General features: G+C 53.4%; 16 protein-coding genes and 1 other RNA gene. 13 read left to right on the forward strand and 4 right to left on the reverse strand.

The features are described 5' to 3' along the window. Positions 1 to 146: 146 nt before the first annotated feature. The 4 genes from adhE to nrdH all read right to left on the reverse strand — a co-directional run bounded on the left by adhE (position 147) and on the right by nrdH (position 6,698). Complete coding sequence (adhE, locus tag HMPREF0494_RS07055) at positions 147 to 2,783, reverse strand: bifunctional acetaldehyde-CoA/alcohol dehydrogenase (protein ID WP_007124267.1); 2,637 nt, start codon at positions 2,781 to 2,783, stop codon at positions 147 to 149. Positions 2,784 to 3,113: 330 nt separating this feature from the next. Further along, positions 3,114 to 4,133 (reverse strand): class 1b ribonucleoside-diphosphate reductase subunit beta, encoded by a 1,020-nt coding sequence (gene nrdF, locus HMPREF0494_RS07060; RefSeq protein ID WP_007124268.1) that lies wholly within the window; start codon positions 4,131 to 4,133, stop codon positions 3,114 to 3,116. Between the two features lie 75 nt (positions 4,134 to 4,208). Further along, complete coding sequence (gene nrdE, locus HMPREF0494_RS07065) at positions 4,209 to 6,380, reverse strand: class 1b ribonucleoside-diphosphate reductase subunit alpha (RefSeq protein ID WP_007124269.1); 2,172 nt, start codon at positions 6,378 to 6,380, stop codon at positions 4,209 to 4,211. A 96-nt stretch (positions 6,381 to 6,476) separates the two neighbouring features. Next, complete coding sequence (gene nrdH / locus HMPREF0494_RS07070) at positions 6,477 to 6,698, reverse strand: glutaredoxin-like protein NrdH (RefSeq protein WP_004564562.1); 222 nt, start codon at positions 6,696 to 6,698, stop codon at positions 6,477 to 6,479. Positions 6,699 to 6,945: 247 nt separating this feature from the next. On the opposite strand from nrdH, the gene tadA reads away from it, so the two are divergent. From tadA to HMPREF0494_RS07130, 13 genes are all read left to right on the forward strand, one after another. After that, positions 6,946 to 7,440 carry a tRNA adenosine(34) deaminase TadA gene (gene tadA, locus HMPREF0494_RS07075; protein WP_040458892.1) on the forward strand — a complete coding sequence of 165 codons (495 nt, stop codon included), beginning with the start codon at positions 6,946 to 6,948 and terminating at the stop codon, positions 7,438 to 7,440. A 41-nt stretch (positions 7,441 to 7,481) separates the two neighbouring features. Next, positions 7,482 to 7,568, forward strand: an RNA gene (gene ffs, locus HMPREF0494_RS10805) — signal recognition particle sRNA small type. A gap of 234 nt (positions 7,569 to 7,802) precedes the next feature. Further along, positions 7,803 to 9,599: a DNA polymerase III subunit gamma/tau gene (gene dnaX / locus HMPREF0494_RS07080; RefSeq protein ID WP_007124272.1), complete on the forward strand. Its 1,797-nt coding sequence runs from the start codon at positions 7,803 to 7,805 to the stop codon at positions 9,597 to 9,599. Between the two features lie 20 nt (positions 9,600 to 9,619). Next, a complete protein-coding gene (locus HMPREF0494_RS07085) occupies positions 9,620 to 9,928 on the forward strand; it encodes a YbaB/EbfC family nucleoid-associated protein (RefSeq protein WP_003715920.1) in 309 nt (102 codons plus the stop codon). A gap of 5 nt (positions 9,929 to 9,933) precedes the next feature. Next, positions 9,934 to 10,533, forward strand: a complete 600-nt coding sequence (gene recR / locus HMPREF0494_RS07090; protein WP_007124273.1) for a recombination mediator RecR — start codon at positions 9,934 to 9,936, stop codon at positions 10,531 to 10,533. 2 nt (positions 10,534 to 10,535) lie between these two features. Continuing rightward, positions 10,536 to 10,784, forward strand: coding sequence for a YaaL family protein (locus tag HMPREF0494_RS07095; RefSeq protein ID WP_007124274.1), 249 nt, complete (start codon positions 10,536 to 10,538; stop codon positions 10,782 to 10,784). Positions 10,785 to 10,792: 8 nt separating this feature from the next. After that, a complete protein-coding gene (gene tmk / locus HMPREF0494_RS07100) occupies positions 10,793 to 11,437 on the forward strand; it encodes a dTMP kinase (RefSeq protein WP_040458940.1) in 645 nt (214 codons plus the stop codon). Positions 11,438 to 11,458: 21 nt separating this feature from the next. Then, positions 11,459 to 11,782, forward strand: a complete 324-nt coding sequence (locus HMPREF0494_RS07105; RefSeq protein ID WP_007124276.1) for a cyclic-di-AMP receptor — start codon at positions 11,459 to 11,461, stop codon at positions 11,780 to 11,782. Positions 11,783 to 11,795: 13 nt separating this feature from the next. Then, positions 11,796 to 12,827 (forward strand): DNA polymerase III subunit delta', encoded by a 1,032-nt coding sequence (holB, locus tag HMPREF0494_RS07110; RefSeq protein WP_007124277.1) that lies wholly within the window; start codon positions 11,796 to 11,798, stop codon positions 12,825 to 12,827. Further along, positions 12,824 to 13,183 (forward strand): initiation control protein YabA, encoded by a 360-nt coding sequence (locus HMPREF0494_RS07115; RefSeq protein ID WP_007124278.1) that lies wholly within the window; start codon positions 12,824 to 12,826, stop codon positions 13,181 to 13,183. The genes holB and HMPREF0494_RS07115 overlap by 4 nt, the downstream gene beginning before the upstream one ends. 1 nt (position 13,184) lies before the next feature. Further along, positions 13,185 to 14,054 (forward strand): 16S rRNA (cytidine(1402)-2'-O)-methyltransferase, encoded by an 870-nt coding sequence (gene rsmI / locus HMPREF0494_RS07120; protein ID WP_007124279.1) that lies wholly within the window; start codon positions 13,185 to 13,187, stop codon positions 14,052 to 14,054. 2 nt (positions 14,055 to 14,056) lie between these two features. Next, on the forward strand, positions 14,057 to 14,815 hold the full coding sequence (locus tag HMPREF0494_RS07125; RefSeq protein ID WP_040458893.1) for an acyl-[acyl-carrier-protein] thioesterase: 759 nt from the start codon (positions 14,057 to 14,059) through the stop codon (positions 14,813 to 14,815). A 351-nt stretch (positions 14,816 to 15,166) separates the two neighbouring features. Continuing rightward, a complete protein-coding gene (locus tag HMPREF0494_RS07130; protein ID WP_007124281.1) occupies positions 15,167 to 16,681 on the forward strand; it encodes a hypothetical protein in 1,515 nt (504 codons plus the stop codon). Position 16,682 lies beyond the last annotated feature (1 nt).

Below are 16,682 nucleotides of genomic sequence, written 5' to 3' on the forward strand. Positions count from 1 at the left end.
TGCAAGGCGGACCTTGCATCGTGCACTGGGGGGCACGGGATACCGTTAAAAGGTTTGAAACTAAAAGGGCCGGCGGCAAAACATGGTTTTGTCACCGGCCCTCGTCACGATAGGGTGCTAGATTGATTGGTTTGGGTAATTAGTTATTAGTCTTCTTCAACACCGGTACCGTTATAGCAACGTTCCAGCAGTTCCTTCAACTGGCTGACCAGCGGTTCTACCGGGTTAGTTGTCGTACATTGGTCTTCGTAGGCCAGGACAGCCAACTTGTCCACGACCTTGTCAAACTCTTCGCGGGAAACTCCGTTGGCCTTCAGGCTCAGGGTAACCCCACATTCGTGAGCGACGTCGACGTACTTTTGGGCGTAAGCATCGGCAAGCTCTTCATCCGTGTTGCCCTTGAGGCCGATGAAGCGAGCCAGGTCGGCGTAGTCCTTAGTAGCGTGGTAAGTTTCGTAGTGTGGCCAGAGGGCCAGCTTTTGTGGCCGTTGGGCGTTAAAGCGAATTACCTGTGGCATCGCGATGGCAATCAGCAGACCGTGAGGAAGGCCGAATGCCCCACCCATCTTGTGGGCCAGGGAGTGGGTAATTCCCAGGAAGGCTTGACCGAACGCCATTCCCGCCATTGTCGAGAAGTCATGCATCTTCCGCCGGGCGAGCTTGTCACCCTTAACCGACTTCGGCAGGTATTCCATGGCCCCCTTAACGGTTTGCAGGGACCAGCCACGGGTGTAGTCAGTAGCCATTACGGAAACATATGACTCAGTAGCGTGGCAGAGGACGTCTAAACCCGTGTAGGCAGTTGTCTTGGCCGGTACAGTTTCGACGAACTGGGAGTCCACGATCGCAATGTTTGGTGTCAAAGCGTAGTCAGCTAATGGGTACTTCACGTGAGTTTCGGAGTCCGTAATCACCGCGAACGGCGTTACTTCTGAACCAGTCCCCGAAGTCGTTGGGATCCCGATCAATTGGGACTTCTTTGGCTTCTTGATCTGGTAAGCCCGCTTCCGGATATCGAGGTACTTTTGCATTACCCCGTACCAAGAAGTTTCTGGGTGCTCGTAGAACATCCACATTGCCTTTGCGGCATCCATCGGTGAACCACCACCGAGGGCAATAATGGTGTCCGGCTTGAAGTCGTTCATCATTGCAACCCCTTTTTCAACGGTGTTGGTTGATGGATCTTCTTCAACGTCGTCAAAGACAAGGAAGGAAGTTTCGTTTTGCCGTAACCGTAATTGGTCAATGACCCGTTGAACGTAGCCCCGCTTGCTCATTCCGGGACCAGTAACGATGAAGGCCCGGTCAATGTTTGGAATATCGCGCAATTCTTTCAGTGAATTCCGTTGAAAGTATACTTTTGGGGGAATCTTGACCCACTGACGATTTTCCCGCCGTTTCGCGATTACCTTGATGTTTAAGAGATCCCAGTCGGTAACGTTGTGGGAAACGGAGTTACCACCGTATGAACCAGTCCCCAGGGTCAGGGATGGGGTCATGTTGTTGTAGATGTTACCAATTCCACCGATTCCGGATGGGGAGTTAACGATGATCCGGGAAGCCCGCATTTCAAGCCCGTACTTAGTAGCCAGGTCGTCATCCAGGGTGTGGATTGCGGCCGTGTGCCCTTCACCACCGTAGTGGAGGAGCTGGCGACAGATGTCAAAGGCGTTCTCACGGGAGCTGGCCCGGTACATGGTCAGCACTGGCGACAGCTTTTCGGCGGACAGCGGGTAGTCGTCACCGACCCCGTCGATTTCAGCAATCAAAACCTTGGTGTTGTCAGGGACGTTCTTCAAACCACACATTTCCGCGATGGCGTTGGCAGACCGACCAGCGATTGGACCCCGAACCTGGTGGCGTTGCGGGTCGATGAAACCATCAGAGAAGGTCTGCATTTCGTTCGGCTTAACGAAGTAACAGTTCCACTTTTGGAATTCTTCCTTGACTTGGTCGTAAATTTCGTCATCAACCACGACCGAATTTTCGGAGGCACAGATCATCCCGTTATCAAAGGTCTTGGACAGGACGATGTCGTAAACGGACCGTTCGATGTTTGCGGACTTTTCGATGTAGGCTGGACCGTTACCAGGACCAACCCCTAAGGCTGGGTTACCAGAACTGTAAGCGGCCTTAACTAAACCAGGACCACCGGTTGCCAGGATGGTGGCGATGTTCGGGTGCTGGAGCAATGCGTTCGTGTTTTCACGGCTGCATTGTGGAATCCATTGGATCATGTTCTTTGGCGCGCCAGCCTTTTCCGCAGCGGCTTGAAGAATCTTGGCGGTCTTAACGGAAGATTCAAAGGCTTGCGGGTGGAACGAGAAGATAATCGTGTTCCGGGTCTTGGCGGAGATGATTGACTTGAAAATCGTGGTGGAAGTAGGGTTGGTAACAGGAACTACTCCGGCAATGATTCCCAGTGGGTCCGCAATGGTGATGGTTTGATCTTCATCGTTGTCTTCGATGATGCCAACCGTCTTGTCGTGACGGATGTTGTTCCAGATGTATTCACTGGCGTAGATGTTCTTGATGGCCTTATCTTCGGCAACACCACGGCCAGTTTCGTTAGCGGCGCTGACCGCCAAGTCCATGTGATGTTCTTCCGCAGCCAGAGCCATGGCCTGACAGATGTTATCTACTTGTTCTTGTGTAAAGTTACGCAATTGTTCAAAAGCAACCTGGCTCTTTTTGACTAAGCCGTCAACCAGTTCGTGAGCAGCTTGTTGCTTGTCCTGCTCAGTTTGCTTTTGTTCAACTTGGTGCTTCTTTGAAGTTGCCATAATCAAGTTTCTCCTTCGTTTCTTGTGTTTTTGTTACCTTTTGAACATGGTTAATAGTACACTATGCAGGAGTGCTTTTCAAGCGCCTTGTGACTACTTGCACAATGGTCGGTGACCATGAATTCGCTTCCAATATTATAGTGATAGGCCCGTGGTTATTGCGAAAAAGATTGGTCCAAATTTTAAGTAAGGAGCTTTTGCGCAATCAGTTGCACAGAGGCTGATGATCAGAGATTCACAATCGTGGATTAGAAAGGGGGAATGACCGGCTTCGGCAATCAAAAACGCCAGCCGAACTGACTTGCAGTTCAACTGGCGTGCTGGATTAGATTAGTCGCGGGAATTCTTGTCCTTGCCCGCGTTCGGGTCGAGAATGTGGTAGTCATCATCCTTCATGGCTTCCACTTCACCGAGCCGATAGCCGTTACCAACCTGACTGAAGAAGTCGTGGTTAGAGGTCGAGGTGGAAATCCCGTTCATGACGACGGGGTTAACGTCGGTAGCCGTGTCTGGGAAGAGCGGGTCCTGACCGAGGTTCATCAACGCCTTGTTAGCGTTGTAGCGGATGAAGGTCAGGACGTCATCGGTCCAGCCGATCTTGTCATACAGCAGGTGGGTGTACTTCTCTTCGTTGTCGTAGAGTTCGTACAAGAAGTTGTACATCCAGTCCTTCATGTCCTGCTGTTGTTTTTCGGTCCGTTCGTGCAGGCCAACCTGGAACTTATAACCGACGTAGGTACCGTGGACAGATTCGTCACGCAAAATCAATTTGATGATTTCCGCCACGTTGTTTAATTCGTTGTGCCCGAGGTAGTAGAGTGGGGTATAAAAACCGGAATAGAAGAGGAAGGTTTCCAAAAAGACGTTGGCAACCTTTTTCTTGAGCGGGTCTTCTGCCGGGTTCAGGTACATATTCGCAATCTTCGTGGCCTTATTTTGCAGGTACTCTTCGGTGTCAGACCAGTTAAAGATTTCGTCAATCTCATCGGGACTGTTTAATGTAGAAAAGATGGTGGAATAGCTCTTGGCGTGGACGGATTCCATGAACTGGATGTTGTTCAACACCGCCGTTTCGTGTTGGGTTTTAACGTCTTCCTTGAGGGCCGTCATTCCCGCTTCGGATTGGACGGTGTCCAGCAGGGTTAATCCCCCAAAGACGTGGCCCACGGTCCACTGGTGATCCTCATCGAGGTTTCGCCAATCATCGAGGTCGTTGGAAACCGGGATCCGGGTATCCAGCCAAAACTGCTCCGTCAGCTTTTCCCACGTTGCCTTGTCAATCATGTCGGAAACTTCATTCCAATTGATTGCCTTATACTGGTTTAATGGTTTGAATTCTTCAAGTTTCATTTACCTAGCCTGCTCCTTAACTTAATCAACCTGTTTTTAATTGCATTCAAATTTTAGCAATGATTTTTATGAAAATCAAATGACACAGCTTTCACACTGGTTAGCACCAATCTCGTCGTTATCGTCAGTAAAGGTCCGAATGTAGTAGATCGATTTAATCCCCTTTTGGTAGGCGTAGTGCCGGAGGATATTCAGGTCCCGGGTCGTCATCTTGTTAGTCCGCCCGTCCTTCCATTCGTAAAGACCTGCTGGGATCGTTGACCGCATAAAGAGGGTCAATGACATTGACTGGTCAACGTGCTGCTGTGCGGCGGCGTAGGTGTCGATGACCTTCCGCATATCGATGTCGTAGGCGGACTGGTAGTACGGCATCGTGTCGTTAGACAAGTACGGTGCCGGGTAGTAGATCTTCCCAATCATCTTTTCCTGGCGTTCCTCAACCCGGTTGGTAATTGGGGTGAGGCTAGCGGTGGAATCATTGATGTAGGAAGTGGAACCGTTTGGCGCCACGGCCAGCCGGTACTCGTTGTACAGGCCGTCCTGCATCACCTTTTCCTTCAGCGCTTGCCAGTCGGCTGGCCCGGGGATGAAGATTCCCTGGAAGAGTGCTTTGACCACGTCAGATTGTGGCCCCCAGTCCTTAGTGGTGTACTTGTCAAAGTAGGAGCCATCGGCGTAGGCACTCTTGGCAAAGTTATGGAAAGTTTCCTGCCGCTCCTTGGCGATTTCGTTGGAAGCAACTAACGACCAGTAGTTAAGCAGCATGAAGTAGACGCCGGTAAACTCGATGGCAACCGGGCTGCCGTATTGGATGTGGTTCTTTGCCAAGTAGCTGTGCAGGCCCATTGCCCCGAGTCCCACGGAATGGGCGAGGGCGTTTCCCCGCTTGATGCTTGGTACGACGGTGAGGTTTTCAACGTCGCTGATGTGGGTCAAGCCCCGCATCATTGCCCGGACGGACCGGCCGAAGTCGGGGCTGTCCATCATGTTGGCAATGTTGGTGGAACCGAGGTTGCAGCTGATGTCGGTCCCGAGGGTTTCGTAGGATTGGTCGTCGGCAACCTTCGATGGGACCTGCACCTGAGCAATTTCGGAGCAGAGGTTACTCATGACGATCTTCCCGTCGATCGGGTTGGCCCGGTTAACCGTGTCGATGTTGATGATGTACGGGTAGCCGGATTCCTGCTGGAGCTTGCTGATTTCGTCCTCTAAGTCGCGCGCGTTGACCTTCTTCTTGCGAATCTCGTCGTTGGCGACCAGGTTATCGTATTCCTTGGTAATGTCAACGTAGGAGAAGGGCTTGCCGTAGATTCGTTCTACGTCGTAGGGACTAAAGAGGTACATATCCGCGCCAGCTTCGACCAGTTCGTAAAACTTGTCGGGAACCGTGATGCCCAGTGAGAGGGTCTTGAGCCGGATTTTTTCGTCGGCATTTTCCTTCTTGGCACCCAAAAATTCGATGATGTCGGGGTGGAAGACGCTCAGGTAAACAACCCCGGCACCTTGCCGCTGGCCAAGCTGGTTGGAGTAGGAAAAACTATCTTCCAGTAATTTCATTACTGGGACAACCCCGCTTGCGGCCCCCTTAATCTTTTTGATTGGGGCGCCGGCTTCCCGGAGGTTGCTGAGGTTGATCCCAACCCCGCCACCGATTTTGGAGAGCTGGAGGGCGGAGTTGATCGTCCGGCCGATAGTGTTCATATCATCGGTAGCCTGGATCGCAAAGCAGGAAACAAATTCTCCCCGTCGCTTCCGGCCGACGTTAAGGAAGGTCGGGGTGGCAGGCTGGTAGCGCTGGTGGATAATCTCGTCCGCCAGGTCCATGGCGAGTTCTTCGTCACCGTCAGCGAGGTAGAGGGCGTTCATCGCGACCCGGTCAACGTAGTTTTCCAGATAGTATTCCTTATCATCGGTCCGCAGGGCGTACTGGGCATAGAACTTATATGCGGCCATGAAGGAGTGGAAGTGGAAATTCTGGGCCGTTAAGTAGTCATAAAGCTTGGCTAAAAAGGCGGGGCTATACTGTTCTACAAAGCCCTTTTCAATGTAGTCGTGATCTTCTAGCCACTGGAAACGGTCAGTTAATGAAGCAAACTGCTTGGTATTGGGCCGGACGTTTTGTGCGATGAAGTCGGCCAGGGCTTCCTGGTCCTTGTCCAGTTGGATCTTGCCGTCGCGGGGGATGTTGACTTCGTTATTGAGGTCGTAGTATTTAACTTTGGTAATATCAATGTCAGATAAGGCCATGATTAATGAGTGCTCCTTTTAAAAATGCTAAACAATAAGCAAACCAGGCGCGCTCTCGGGTGCACCTGGTTTGAAACGGGTAAAATCGCAAATTAGTTAGGCCAGCGCCTGCAGCCGGTCCGGACGAAAACCGGAAAAAGCACTGCCGTTTGGTAATTTGACTACCGGAGTTGCGAGGAAACCAGCGGCTTTTAACTGGTCGACGTACTCTGGCTGTTCGTCAATATTATGTTCAACAAAGTTGATCTGGTGCTGTTGCAAAAACTTCTTGGTCATCTTGCATTGGATGCAATTATTCTTGGAAAACACAGTGACCATGATGAAAACCTCCCAGGAAATTAATTCGTTGTTGATGTTATTTAGTATAGCTGGAATCTTAAAAAAATCAATTAAAAAAGCACCATATGTTGTGAGCGGCAATCAGTGAAACACAACATATGGTACAAAACGCGTGGGCTATTCAGCGTGAAACTTTTTTATTTAATCACTAGATAAGTTTTCGGAACTAATTTAATATTATACACTGAATTGACGTAATATGGCGAGAAAATTGGGGAAAGTTTTAATGAAACAAGAGCAAGAACAATTTATGGCGGCGGCGGTGGCGGAAGCCCGGCAGGCGGCGCTGTTAAACGAAGTCCCGATTGGGGCAGTGGTGGTTAAGGATCAGCAAATCATTGGCCGGGGCCATAATATGCGGGAGCACTTTCAGGACGTTACCTACCACGCGGAGATGCTGGCCATTATGGAGGCCTGTGAACGTCTGCATAGCTGGCGGCTGGAGGGCTGCGACCTTTACGTGACCTTGGAGCCCTGCATAATGTGCAGTGGCGCCATTATCAACGCGCGGATCGCCAACCTCTATTACGGGGCGGCTGACCCCAAAGCCGGGGCGGTGGAGAGCCTATATCATTTAATGAATGACCCGCGCTTAAACCACCAGGTTCAGGTGGCAAGTGGGGTCATGCAGGAGGAATGCAGCCAGATGCTCAAGGATTTCTTCCGGGCAATCCGGCGGCGAAAGAAAGCTGCCCGCAAAAAAGGTCGGGCCGGGGACTAGCATTTCCGGCTGAAGTAGTGTATGATACTAATTGCCGTAAGGCCTTAGGGCAAGGGTGCGCTTACGAACCGTGTCAGGTCCGGAAGGAAGCAGCACTAAGTATGATGTGCCTTGTGCTCTAAGTTAGAGTGATATTAGACGGAGACTGGGAATTATCCCGGTCTTTTTAATTTTTTAAAGCAAGCACCTGGCAATCCAACGGCGGCTGGCGCCCAATTAACGGGGCGGCTGGCGGCGGACGAGTTGCGCAGCCGGCAGCTTGAAATTGTTTGACGAGGAAGCACTTTTATTATCGAAAATTGGCAGAAAGCTAGTATAATATTTAAATAACGTACTAAGAATGCAAGAAAGGAAGCCACGCGATGAGTTACCAAGCATTATACCGGGTTTGGCGTCCCCAACGCTTTGATGAGCTTGTTGGCCAGCAGGTTGTTACCCAAACTCTGAAAAATGCCATTATTACCCACCAGATCAGTCACGCTTATCTCTTTGCGGGGCCCCGGGGGACCGGTAAAACATCCGCCGCAAAAATCTTTGCGAAGGCCGTTAACTGCCACCACTTAAAGGATGGGGAACCATGCAACGAGTGTGAGATCTGCAAGGCCATCACGAACGGACAGCTGAACGACGTAATTGAAATCGATGCCGCCTCGAATAACGGGGTGGAAGAAATTCGTGACATCCGGGATAAGGCTAAGTATGCGCCCACCCAAGCGGACTATAAAGTCTACATTATTGACGAAGTGCATATGCTGTCGACGGGGGCTTTCAACGCCCTGCTTAAGACGCTGGAAGAGCCGCCGGCCAACGTTATTTTTATTTTGGCGACTACCGAACCGCACAAGATTCCGCTAACAATTATTTCCCGGGTCCAACGCTTTGACTTTCGGCGGATTTCTGCCCAGGACGCCTACGAGCGGATGAAGTATATCTTGGACCAGAAGCAGGTTCAATATGAGGAGAAGGCCCTCTGGGTGATTGCTAACGCGGCCGAAGGGGGGATGCGTGACGCCCTGAGTATCCTCGATCAAGTATTATCCTTTAGTGACAACCAGGTCCAGCTCAAGGATGCTCTGACGGTGACGGGCAGTGTGACCAAACAGCTGCTGGAGAAGTACTTCTTTGAGGTGACCGCCCACCAGAGTGCCGACGCCCTAAACACAATGAAGGACATCCTTAACGCGGGTAAGGACGGCCAACGGTTTATTGAGGACCTGATCTCCTTTATCCGGGACGTCCTCCTGTACCAGGAATCGCCGAAGCTGATTATGGTCGAGAGTACGGGGCTGACGGATGAGGACTTTCAAAAGATGAGCGCTGCGGCGCCGGCCACCGTCCTCTACCAGATGATTGACGCCCTTAATGGAATTCAGGAGGAGATGCGGTTTACGACCCACCCTGACGTTTACCTGGAGGTCCTGACGGTCAAGCTGGGTCAGATTGATGACCAGCCGACGCCAGCAGCAACGGCCGCCCCCGCCGCGGCGCCGTCTCGTGACGACCAGCAGACCATCGCCCAGCTTGAGGCAACGGTTAAACAGCTACAGGCGACGGTCAACCAGTTGCAAGCGGCTCCGGCAGCCAAGCCCGCAAAACCAGCCAAGCCGGCCAGTCAGCCACGGGTCCAGCAACGCAACGTGGAAGTTAAGCTCAGCCAGATCAACCCGATCCTGGGGAAGGCGACCCGGCGGGACCTGGTGGAAATTCAGGGCCTCTGGCAGGAACTCTTATCTAAACTGAGCGTTCCCCAACGGTCGCTGCTCCACGTTTCCAAACCGGTGGCGGCTAGCACGGGCGGCGTTATCGTTGCCTTTGACTACGCCTTCCTCTTCCAGCAGGCAATGGATGATTCAGCCCTGCTAACGAGCATGGAACAGGGGCTGCAGGAGCTGACCGGGACCGAGCGCAAGGTTGTGTTTGTACCGAAGGACAAGTGGCCCCAGATCCGGCGCGAGTACATTCGGGACCATGGGCTGGATAAACGCCAACCCGCTAAGAAAAGCGCGGCCCCGTCCACTAGCGGCCAGCAGCCGGCGGAGAGTACGGCCGCTGACGAGCAGCGTCCCCCAGCAGCGAAGGATTCTGTCGGGCCGGCTGATCCGGTCAGCAAGGCGCAGGAGCTATTTGGCAGCGAAATTGTTAAAATAGAAGATAATTAATAGAAAAGGAATGATGAAGAATGATGCGCGGAATGAATATGCAGCAAATGATGAAGCAGGCCAAAGCAATGCAGAAGAAAATGATGGCCGAACACGAAGAACTGGCTAAGCAGGAATTTATTGGCAAGGCCCCCGATGACATGGTGACGGCCACGTTTACGGGCGACAATACCCTGGTTGACCTGAAGATTAAGCCGGAAGCAGTTGATCCTGATGACGTGGATATGCTGCAAGACCTGGTTGTTGCTGCGATTAACGATGGCATGAAGCAGGTTAACGACGCGACCCAGCAGAAACTGGGCAAGTACACGCGCGGTATGGGGATGTAGCCACGATGCAGTACCCAGAACCACTAGCTAAGTTGATCGAGAGTTATACCAAACTCCCCGGCATTGGCCAAAAGACCGCGACCCGGCTAGCCTTTTACACTTTGGGGATGCAAGAAGATGACGTTACCAACTTTGCCAAGTCGTTGCTATCAGCGAAACGGGACCTGCACAGCTGCAGCATTTGCGGCAACATCACCGAAGATGACCCGTGTCCGATCTGTCGGGACAAGACCCGCGACCAGTCCCAGATCCTGGTGGTTGAGCAGTCGCAAGACATTATGGCCCTGGAGCGGATGCACGAATACCATGGCCTGTACCACGTCCTCAACGGGGTGATTTCACCAGTTGCCGGCACCGGACCGGAGGACATTAACATTGCGAGCCTGTTGAAGCGCCTGCAAAAAAACGAAGCGGTTAAGGAAGTTATCATTGCCACCAACGCGTCATCTGACGGGGAGCTGACGGCCGGGTACCTTGCTAAATTAATCAAGCCGGCCCAGATCAAGGTTACCCGGCTGGCCCACGGTTTGTCAGTCGGTGCCGACATCGACTACGCTGATGAAATGACGTTGTTCAAGGCGGTTCAAGGACGAACGGAGATGTAAAAATGCTGTTTAAGCGTCAGCACGACCGGGTGAAACAGGCCCGGAATCAACGCCTGCTAGATACCATTTACGATACCAAGGCGAGCTGGGATCACGCCCGCGAAACCCAGCGGGCTGTATACGAGGCCAACGTCAGCAGTGAGCTGAGCGATCGGGCTAAGATCCAAGAGCAAAAATACCTCTATCTGTATAACCTGGCCCGTCGGTATAAGCTGCACGGCAAGCTGAATAAGGGGGTTATCAGCCAGTGAATGAACAAGTGCGGGGGAAGTTTATTTCGTTTGAGGGCCCGGACGGTGCGGGGAAAACCAGTGTCTTGCGGGCCATCCAAAAGCGGCTCGTCGACCAGCTCGGCGCCGACCGGGTAATGTACACGCGGGAGCCGGGGGGCAACCACATTTCGGAGCAGATCCGCCGGGTCCTGTTTAGTCCGGAAAATACCGACATGGACGGCCGGACCGAGGCCCTGCTCTTTGCGGCCGCCCGGCGTCAGCACATTGTTTCGGAAATTGTGCCCGGGTTGCGGGCCGGCAAGGTCATCCTCTGTGACCGTTACGTTGACAGTTCGATTGCCTACCAGGGGGCCGGCCGTCAGCTTGGCGAGGAAGCGATTTGGCAGATGAACCAGTTTGCCATTGACGGCCTACTGCCGGACCTGACAATCTACCTCGACGTTGAGTCGGCGGTGGGCTTGCGGCGGATTGCCGAACACCGGGCCGACCAGGTGAACCGGCTGGATGAGGAAAAGCTCGCCTTTCATCAGACGGTGCGGGCCGCCTACCTGCGCCTTTACCGTGCTCACCCGGACCGGATTAAGCTGATTGATGCTAGTCAGCCCCTGGATCAGGTGATTGCCGATGTTGCCCAGACAATCGAACAACGTTTTCCAGACCGATTTGAATAACTAAGTTTAGGGGTGAATGCGATGAAGATGATTATTGCAATTGTTCAATCCAAAGACAGCAACCGTCTGCGTAAGGCCTTTAACAAGGCGGAAATTCAGGTTACCCAACTGTCCACGACCGGGGGCTTTCTCCGCGAGGGCAACGCGACCTTCTTGATTGGGGTCAAGGATGAACGGGTCCAGACCGTCCTCGACGTAATTAAGAAGAATGCTGAATCACGGGAACAGTACGTGACCTCGCAGATGCACGTTGACGCCGAGGGCGGTTCGGCCTTTCCGGTGAATGTTCGGATCGGCGGCGCAACCGTCTTTGTGCTGCCGATTGAACAGTTCCTCAAGTTTTAAGCGGGTGATTTAGGTGGCAGGCAAACAAGTAAGGACGGTCCGGCAGCTCCAGCCGGCGTTAATTGACCGGCTCAAGCGGGTGATTGACAGGCAGGAATTAGCACACGCTTACCTCCTCGTCGGCCCCGCGGGTTCAGGGAAAAGTGAAGTGGCGCAGTGGCTGGCCTTGCGCCTTTTTTGCTTGCACCCGCAAGACGATGAACCCGACCTGACCTGTCCGGAATGCCAACGAATTTTGAGCGGCAACCATCCAGACGTGGTTGTCGCGGCGCCCGAGGGCCGGCAGATTAAAGTGGACCGCATTCGCTACCTCAAGAGCGAGTTTACCAAGAGCGCGATGGAAGGGAGCCAGAAACTCTTCATCATTCAAGACGCGGAGAAGATGACGACCAGTGCGGCCAACAGCCTGTTGAAGTTTATTGAAGAACCGGGGCCGGGCACTTATATTTTGATGCTGACCAGCAATAAGAGTGCCGTCCTACCGACGATTCAATCCCGGACCCAGGTGCTGGAAATGGCTCCCCTGAAGCGGGCGGACCTCCTCAGGGTCTTAGCCGATCACGGGGTCAGTCAGCGATTAGCACAGGTGGCGGTCGGCCTGACCGATTCGGTAGCGGCAATTGAACGGTGGTGCGGGGACGACTGGCTATCCAATGCCGTTCAGGGGGTCACCCGCTGGTACCAGCATGCCAGTGCCGGGCAGATGCTGGCCTTTGTTGACGTGACGACGGACCTGGTTAAACTGGCGGGGCATGACCGGGAGCGCCAACAGGTCTTGTTGGACTTGATGACCCTCTTGTGGCGGGATACGCTATTAGTAGCGAGCGGGGTGACCGTAAGCAGCCGCTTGCACTTTGCGGATGACTTGGACCTGGTTAAGCAGGTTAGCCAGCGCTACTCACTTGACCAGCTGCTCGCGGTCAGCCAGTTAACGTTAGATACCCGCCATCAGTTGGAGCAAAACATCAGTTTCCAAAACGTTAGCGAGCAATTGACGATTCAAATTGTCCAGACCTTAAACGGGAATACGGGGGCACGCAAATGAACGAAAATCAACAGCAGAATAATATTTACGATCACCTGGCCAAGCTCGGCAGCCACCTGACGGAAATGGGAAACGAACTGGCGGCACTGAAGTCACAGTTGAACCTAGCCCTGGCCCAGAACGCAGAGCTGACGATCGAAAACCGTCACCTCCAAGAGGCAATCAAGAAGCTTCGGGACCAGCGGGGCGAGCAGCAGCTTTCCACGGGCCGGCGGACGCTGAATGAGCTTTACCACCAGGGTTTCCACGTCTGTCGGAAGCACTTTGGCGAGCGCCTTGCTCCTCACGAGAGCTGTATTTTTTGTGATGAGGCAATTTTCAGCGGCTTGGACAAGCAGAACGGGGGGCAGGACTGAGATGCAACGGATTAGCAGTTTTAACGGTGACCAGCAGGGGCGGCTCTACCTGGTGCCCACCCCGATTGGCAACCTGGATGATATGACCTTTCGGGCGATTAAGACCCTGCAGGCGGTCGACCTGATTGCCGCAGAGGATACGCGCCATACCCAGCAGCTGCTCAACCACTTTGAAATTTCGACCCGTCAGGTTAGTTTTCACGAGCATAACACCGAGCAGCGGATTCCCGAGTTGCTGGCTAAACTCAAGGCGGGACAGCAAGTTGCCCAGTGCAGCGACGCGGGGATGCCCTCAATTTCCGACCCGGGAAAGGAACTGGTTGCCGCGGCGGTGGCGGCCGGAATCCCGGTTGTCCCGTTGCCGGGGGCCAATGCCGGCCTGACCGCCTTGATTGCCTCGGGACTGGCGCCCCAGCCCTTTTACTTTTATGGCTTTTTAGAACGCAAGCACCAGCAGCAGGTTAGTGAACTTCAGCAGTTGGCTGACCGGCCGGAAACAATGATTTTCTATGAAGCCCCCCACCGGCTCAAAAAGACCCTGACGACGATGGCCGAGGTATTGGGAAATGACCGGCGGGCCGTACTGGCACGGGAGCTAACCAAGCGTTACGAGGAGTTCAGCCGGGGTACGCTGGCTGAACTACGGGACTACTTTGCCGACCACCAGTCCCGGGGGGAGTTTGTGATCCTGGTTGCCGGCAATGACCACCCGACTGCCGGGCAGCCCCAAAGTGCTGGGAGCCCGGTCGAACAGGTCGATCAGGAAATTAGCCGGGGGCTGTCGACCAACGCGGCGATTAAACTGGTTGCCAAGCGCAACCGCATTAACCGGCAGGAATTATACCGGGAATACCACCACATAGGAGAATAGTTGTGACCAAGTTAATTCAAAACGCGAATTGCTATGAAATGCAGCACCAGCTGACCTATTACGAATGTACCGATTCTGGTCATCCCAGCATGAGTATGCTGCTGAGCATGATGACGATGGTTTCGGACGCCCATTCAATTTTTGTGGGCCTCGATCGGGCCGCTGTTGATAAGAGCGGAGGGGCCTGGGTAATCGTTGGCTATGATGGTCAGCTGGCGCCCCACCAGCCCTGCTTTGGCGACCAGGTGATCATTGGCACCCGGGCGCTGGCTTACAACCGCTTCTTTGCCCTGCGGGAGTTCTGGCTTTCGGACCTCGACCACCAGCAGCAGTACGTCCACGTTAAGGCCCTTTTTGTCATGATGGACTTGACGGCCCGGCGGCTGATGCGGATTCCGGCCAGGTTAATTACCCCCTTTGCGTCGCCATTAAAGAAACGCTTGCCCCGTTTGGCCAAACCGGGACAGCTGCCCGCGGAGTACGCGGCTCGCGACTACCGGGTGCGCTACTTTGATATTGATATTAACCATCACGTCAACAACGCCCGCTACCTTGACTGGATGTTGGACCCGTTAGGCCCGGATTTCCTGCGGCAGCACCGCCCAGTAGCCTTTAAGATCAACTATGAAGCGGAGGTCCAGGAGGGGGCCACGGTTGAGAGCCGCTACGTTCTTGACCGCCCAACCCTCACCACCGTTCACGAAATCTGGGCCGGGGGACGGCGCTGCACCACGGCTGAACTTAGCTGGCAGACAGCTTAACGGGCCGAATGGTACGCGGAGCACTATTATTAAGCTGAAAATCAAATAATGTGGTACAGAATGAGGTCTAAAGCTCGGCAAGGTCGAACTCTAGACCTCATTTCTGTTTCCTAAAGCCGAGCCCAGGGGACCAAAACGGAAGTCCTAACCGGCTTCCGCGTTAGAACCGTTCAAAAACGAACTCATCCTGATTCCTGTTTCACGGTTGGGCGCCCATCCTCATTCTGGCCCGGTTTAACTGCCCGTTAATTTATAAATATGATTTTAGTAATAAATTCTGTTTTGGCCCGGCGGAATCATAAGCTATAATGGATCTATAAAGAACTGCGAACCATATTGAGGAGGGATAAAATGGCCAAGTCATTAACAGCAGTAATTTACTTGGAGCCGAACCAAGTAAGCTTGCGGATTATTGAGCTGCCGAGCCTGAAGGTGGTTAACAATGTTCAGTCTGGCGCCTTGATGGTTGGTACTGAGGAGATTGCCAACTATGCCCAGAATATGGAAGCGATTGTTAATAACCTGGACGGCTTTAAGCAACTGGTCAAGGATTATCAAGTCAAGGAAATTTCGTTTTACGGGGCCCTAGAGGACCTGGATGAGGTGACGGCCCAGTACGTGGCCGACCAGCTAGAGGTCCGGACCGGTCTTCGGATCAAGTGGCTCAACAACAACCAGTTGATGGCCCAGTCGATGAGTTGTGTCGTCACCCACCTGGCGGAATTTAGCAAGCTAAGCAGGCACTGCCTTTACCTGGTCAGTCTGGGGCTTGATTCGATGACCCTGGCCTTCTTCCACCACGGCAACTTTGAAACTTTGTGGGAGCTTGACCTCGGCGGTGCGCAAATCAGCCGGCTGGTGGAGCACCTGCGCCAAACCACCACCAATCCCGAGGAAATTATCCAGGACTATATCAATAGCAAGCTGGGCTACATCGCTCCGGAACTGATCCAAAAGAAGAAGACGACCCTGCTGATTCAAAATGCGCCCACCCTTGCCAAACGGTATATTGAAGGGCGCCACCACCTGGGCGAGGTTTCCAGTGAAGTCTTTATGAACCCGCTTGACCAGATTGACCTGCTAGCGCCCGAACAGCGCCTCTGGGACGAGGAGCTGGTTGAAAGCCGGCAACGGGAGCTGCTGGTGCCAAATTACCTGGTGATCGCCCGGACGGCCGAGCTGATTCACCCAACCAATATTTACGTGACTGATATTTCGGTAATGGACGGGCTGGCCAGCGGGATCGCCGTCAACAACGACCAGTCGCGCCAGCAAATCCATACCATGATCCGGACCTCGGCCCACGACCTAGCGGAGCGCTACGGGGTCAACAACGCGCACCAGCGGTTTGTGACCAGGTTTGCCCTCCAGTTTTTCGACCAGCTGCGGCCGATCCACCGGCTGGGCAACCATGAGCGGCTCCTGCTGGAAATCGCCAGCATGGTTGATGATATTGGCAACTTCATTAACCAGAGCGGCCACTACCGCCACTCGGCCTATATCCTGCGGGCCAACCCGCTGATCGGGCTGTCGGACGAAGACAACCGGATTATTGCCGAAGTGGCCCGTTACCACAGTGCAGAGTCACCGACCGCGATGCAGCCGCACTATCGCCACCTCGACGATAATATTCAATTGACGATTGCCAAGCTGGCGGCGATCCTGCGGGTAGTGGATTCGCTTGATGATTCCCGCCAGCAGAAGATCACCGCCGTCAGTCTTAAACTCACCAGCGACAACCGCCTCAAGATCAAGGCAACCGCTAACGACGACCTGGTTTTGGAAAAGTGGTCGTTCAGTTCAAAAGCAAGATTATTTAAGGATGTCTACGGAATTCAACCAATCTTAATTGAGAGGGGCAATTAGG

Origin of the sequence: Limosilactobacillus antri DSM 16041, assembly GCF_000160835.1 — a bacterium.
Taxonomy (GTDB): domain Bacteria; phylum Bacillota; class Bacilli; order Lactobacillales; family Lactobacillaceae; genus Limosilactobacillus; species Limosilactobacillus antri.

Coding starts and splice junctions, on each gene's coding strand:
- adhE (WP_007124267.1), bottom strand. CDS start 2,783: ATGGCAACTTCAAAGAAGCACCAAGTTGAACAAAAGCAAACTGAGCAG.
- nrdF (WP_007124268.1), bottom strand. CDS start 4,133: ATGAAACTTGAAGAATTCAAACCATTAAACCAGTATAAGGCAATCAAT.
- nrdE (WP_007124269.1), bottom strand. CDS start 6,380: ATGGCCTTATCTGACATTGATATTACCAAAGTTAAATACTACGACCTC.
- nrdH (WP_004564562.1), bottom strand. CDS start 6,698: ATGGTCACTGTGTTTTCCAAGAATAATTGCATCCAATGCAAGATGACC.
- tadA (WP_040458892.1), top strand. CDS start 6,946: ATGAAACAAGAGCAAGAACAATTTATGGCGGCGGCGGTGGCGGAAGCC.
- dnaX (WP_007124272.1), top strand. CDS start 7,803: ATGAGTTACCAAGCATTATACCGGGTTTGGCGTCCCCAACGCTTTGAT.
- HMPREF0494_RS07085 (WP_003715920.1), top strand. CDS start 9,620: ATGATGCGCGGAATGAATATGCAGCAAATGATGAAGCAGGCCAAAGCA.
- recR (WP_007124273.1), top strand. CDS start 9,934: ATGCAGTACCCAGAACCACTAGCTAAGTTGATCGAGAGTTATACCAAA.
- HMPREF0494_RS07095 (WP_007124274.1), top strand. CDS start 10,536: ATGCTGTTTAAGCGTCAGCACGACCGGGTGAAACAGGCCCGGAATCAA.
- HMPREF0494_RS07105 (WP_007124276.1), top strand. CDS start 11,459: ATGAAGATGATTATTGCAATTGTTCAATCCAAAGACAGCAACCGTCTG.
- HMPREF0494_RS07115 (WP_007124278.1), top strand. CDS start 12,824: ATGAACGAAAATCAACAGCAGAATAATATTTACGATCACCTGGCCAAG.
- rsmI (WP_007124279.1), top strand. CDS start 13,185: ATGCAACGGATTAGCAGTTTTAACGGTGACCAGCAGGGGCGGCTCTAC.
- HMPREF0494_RS07130 (WP_007124281.1), top strand. CDS start 15,167: ATGGCCAAGTCATTAACAGCAGTAATTTACTTGGAGCCGAACCAAGTA.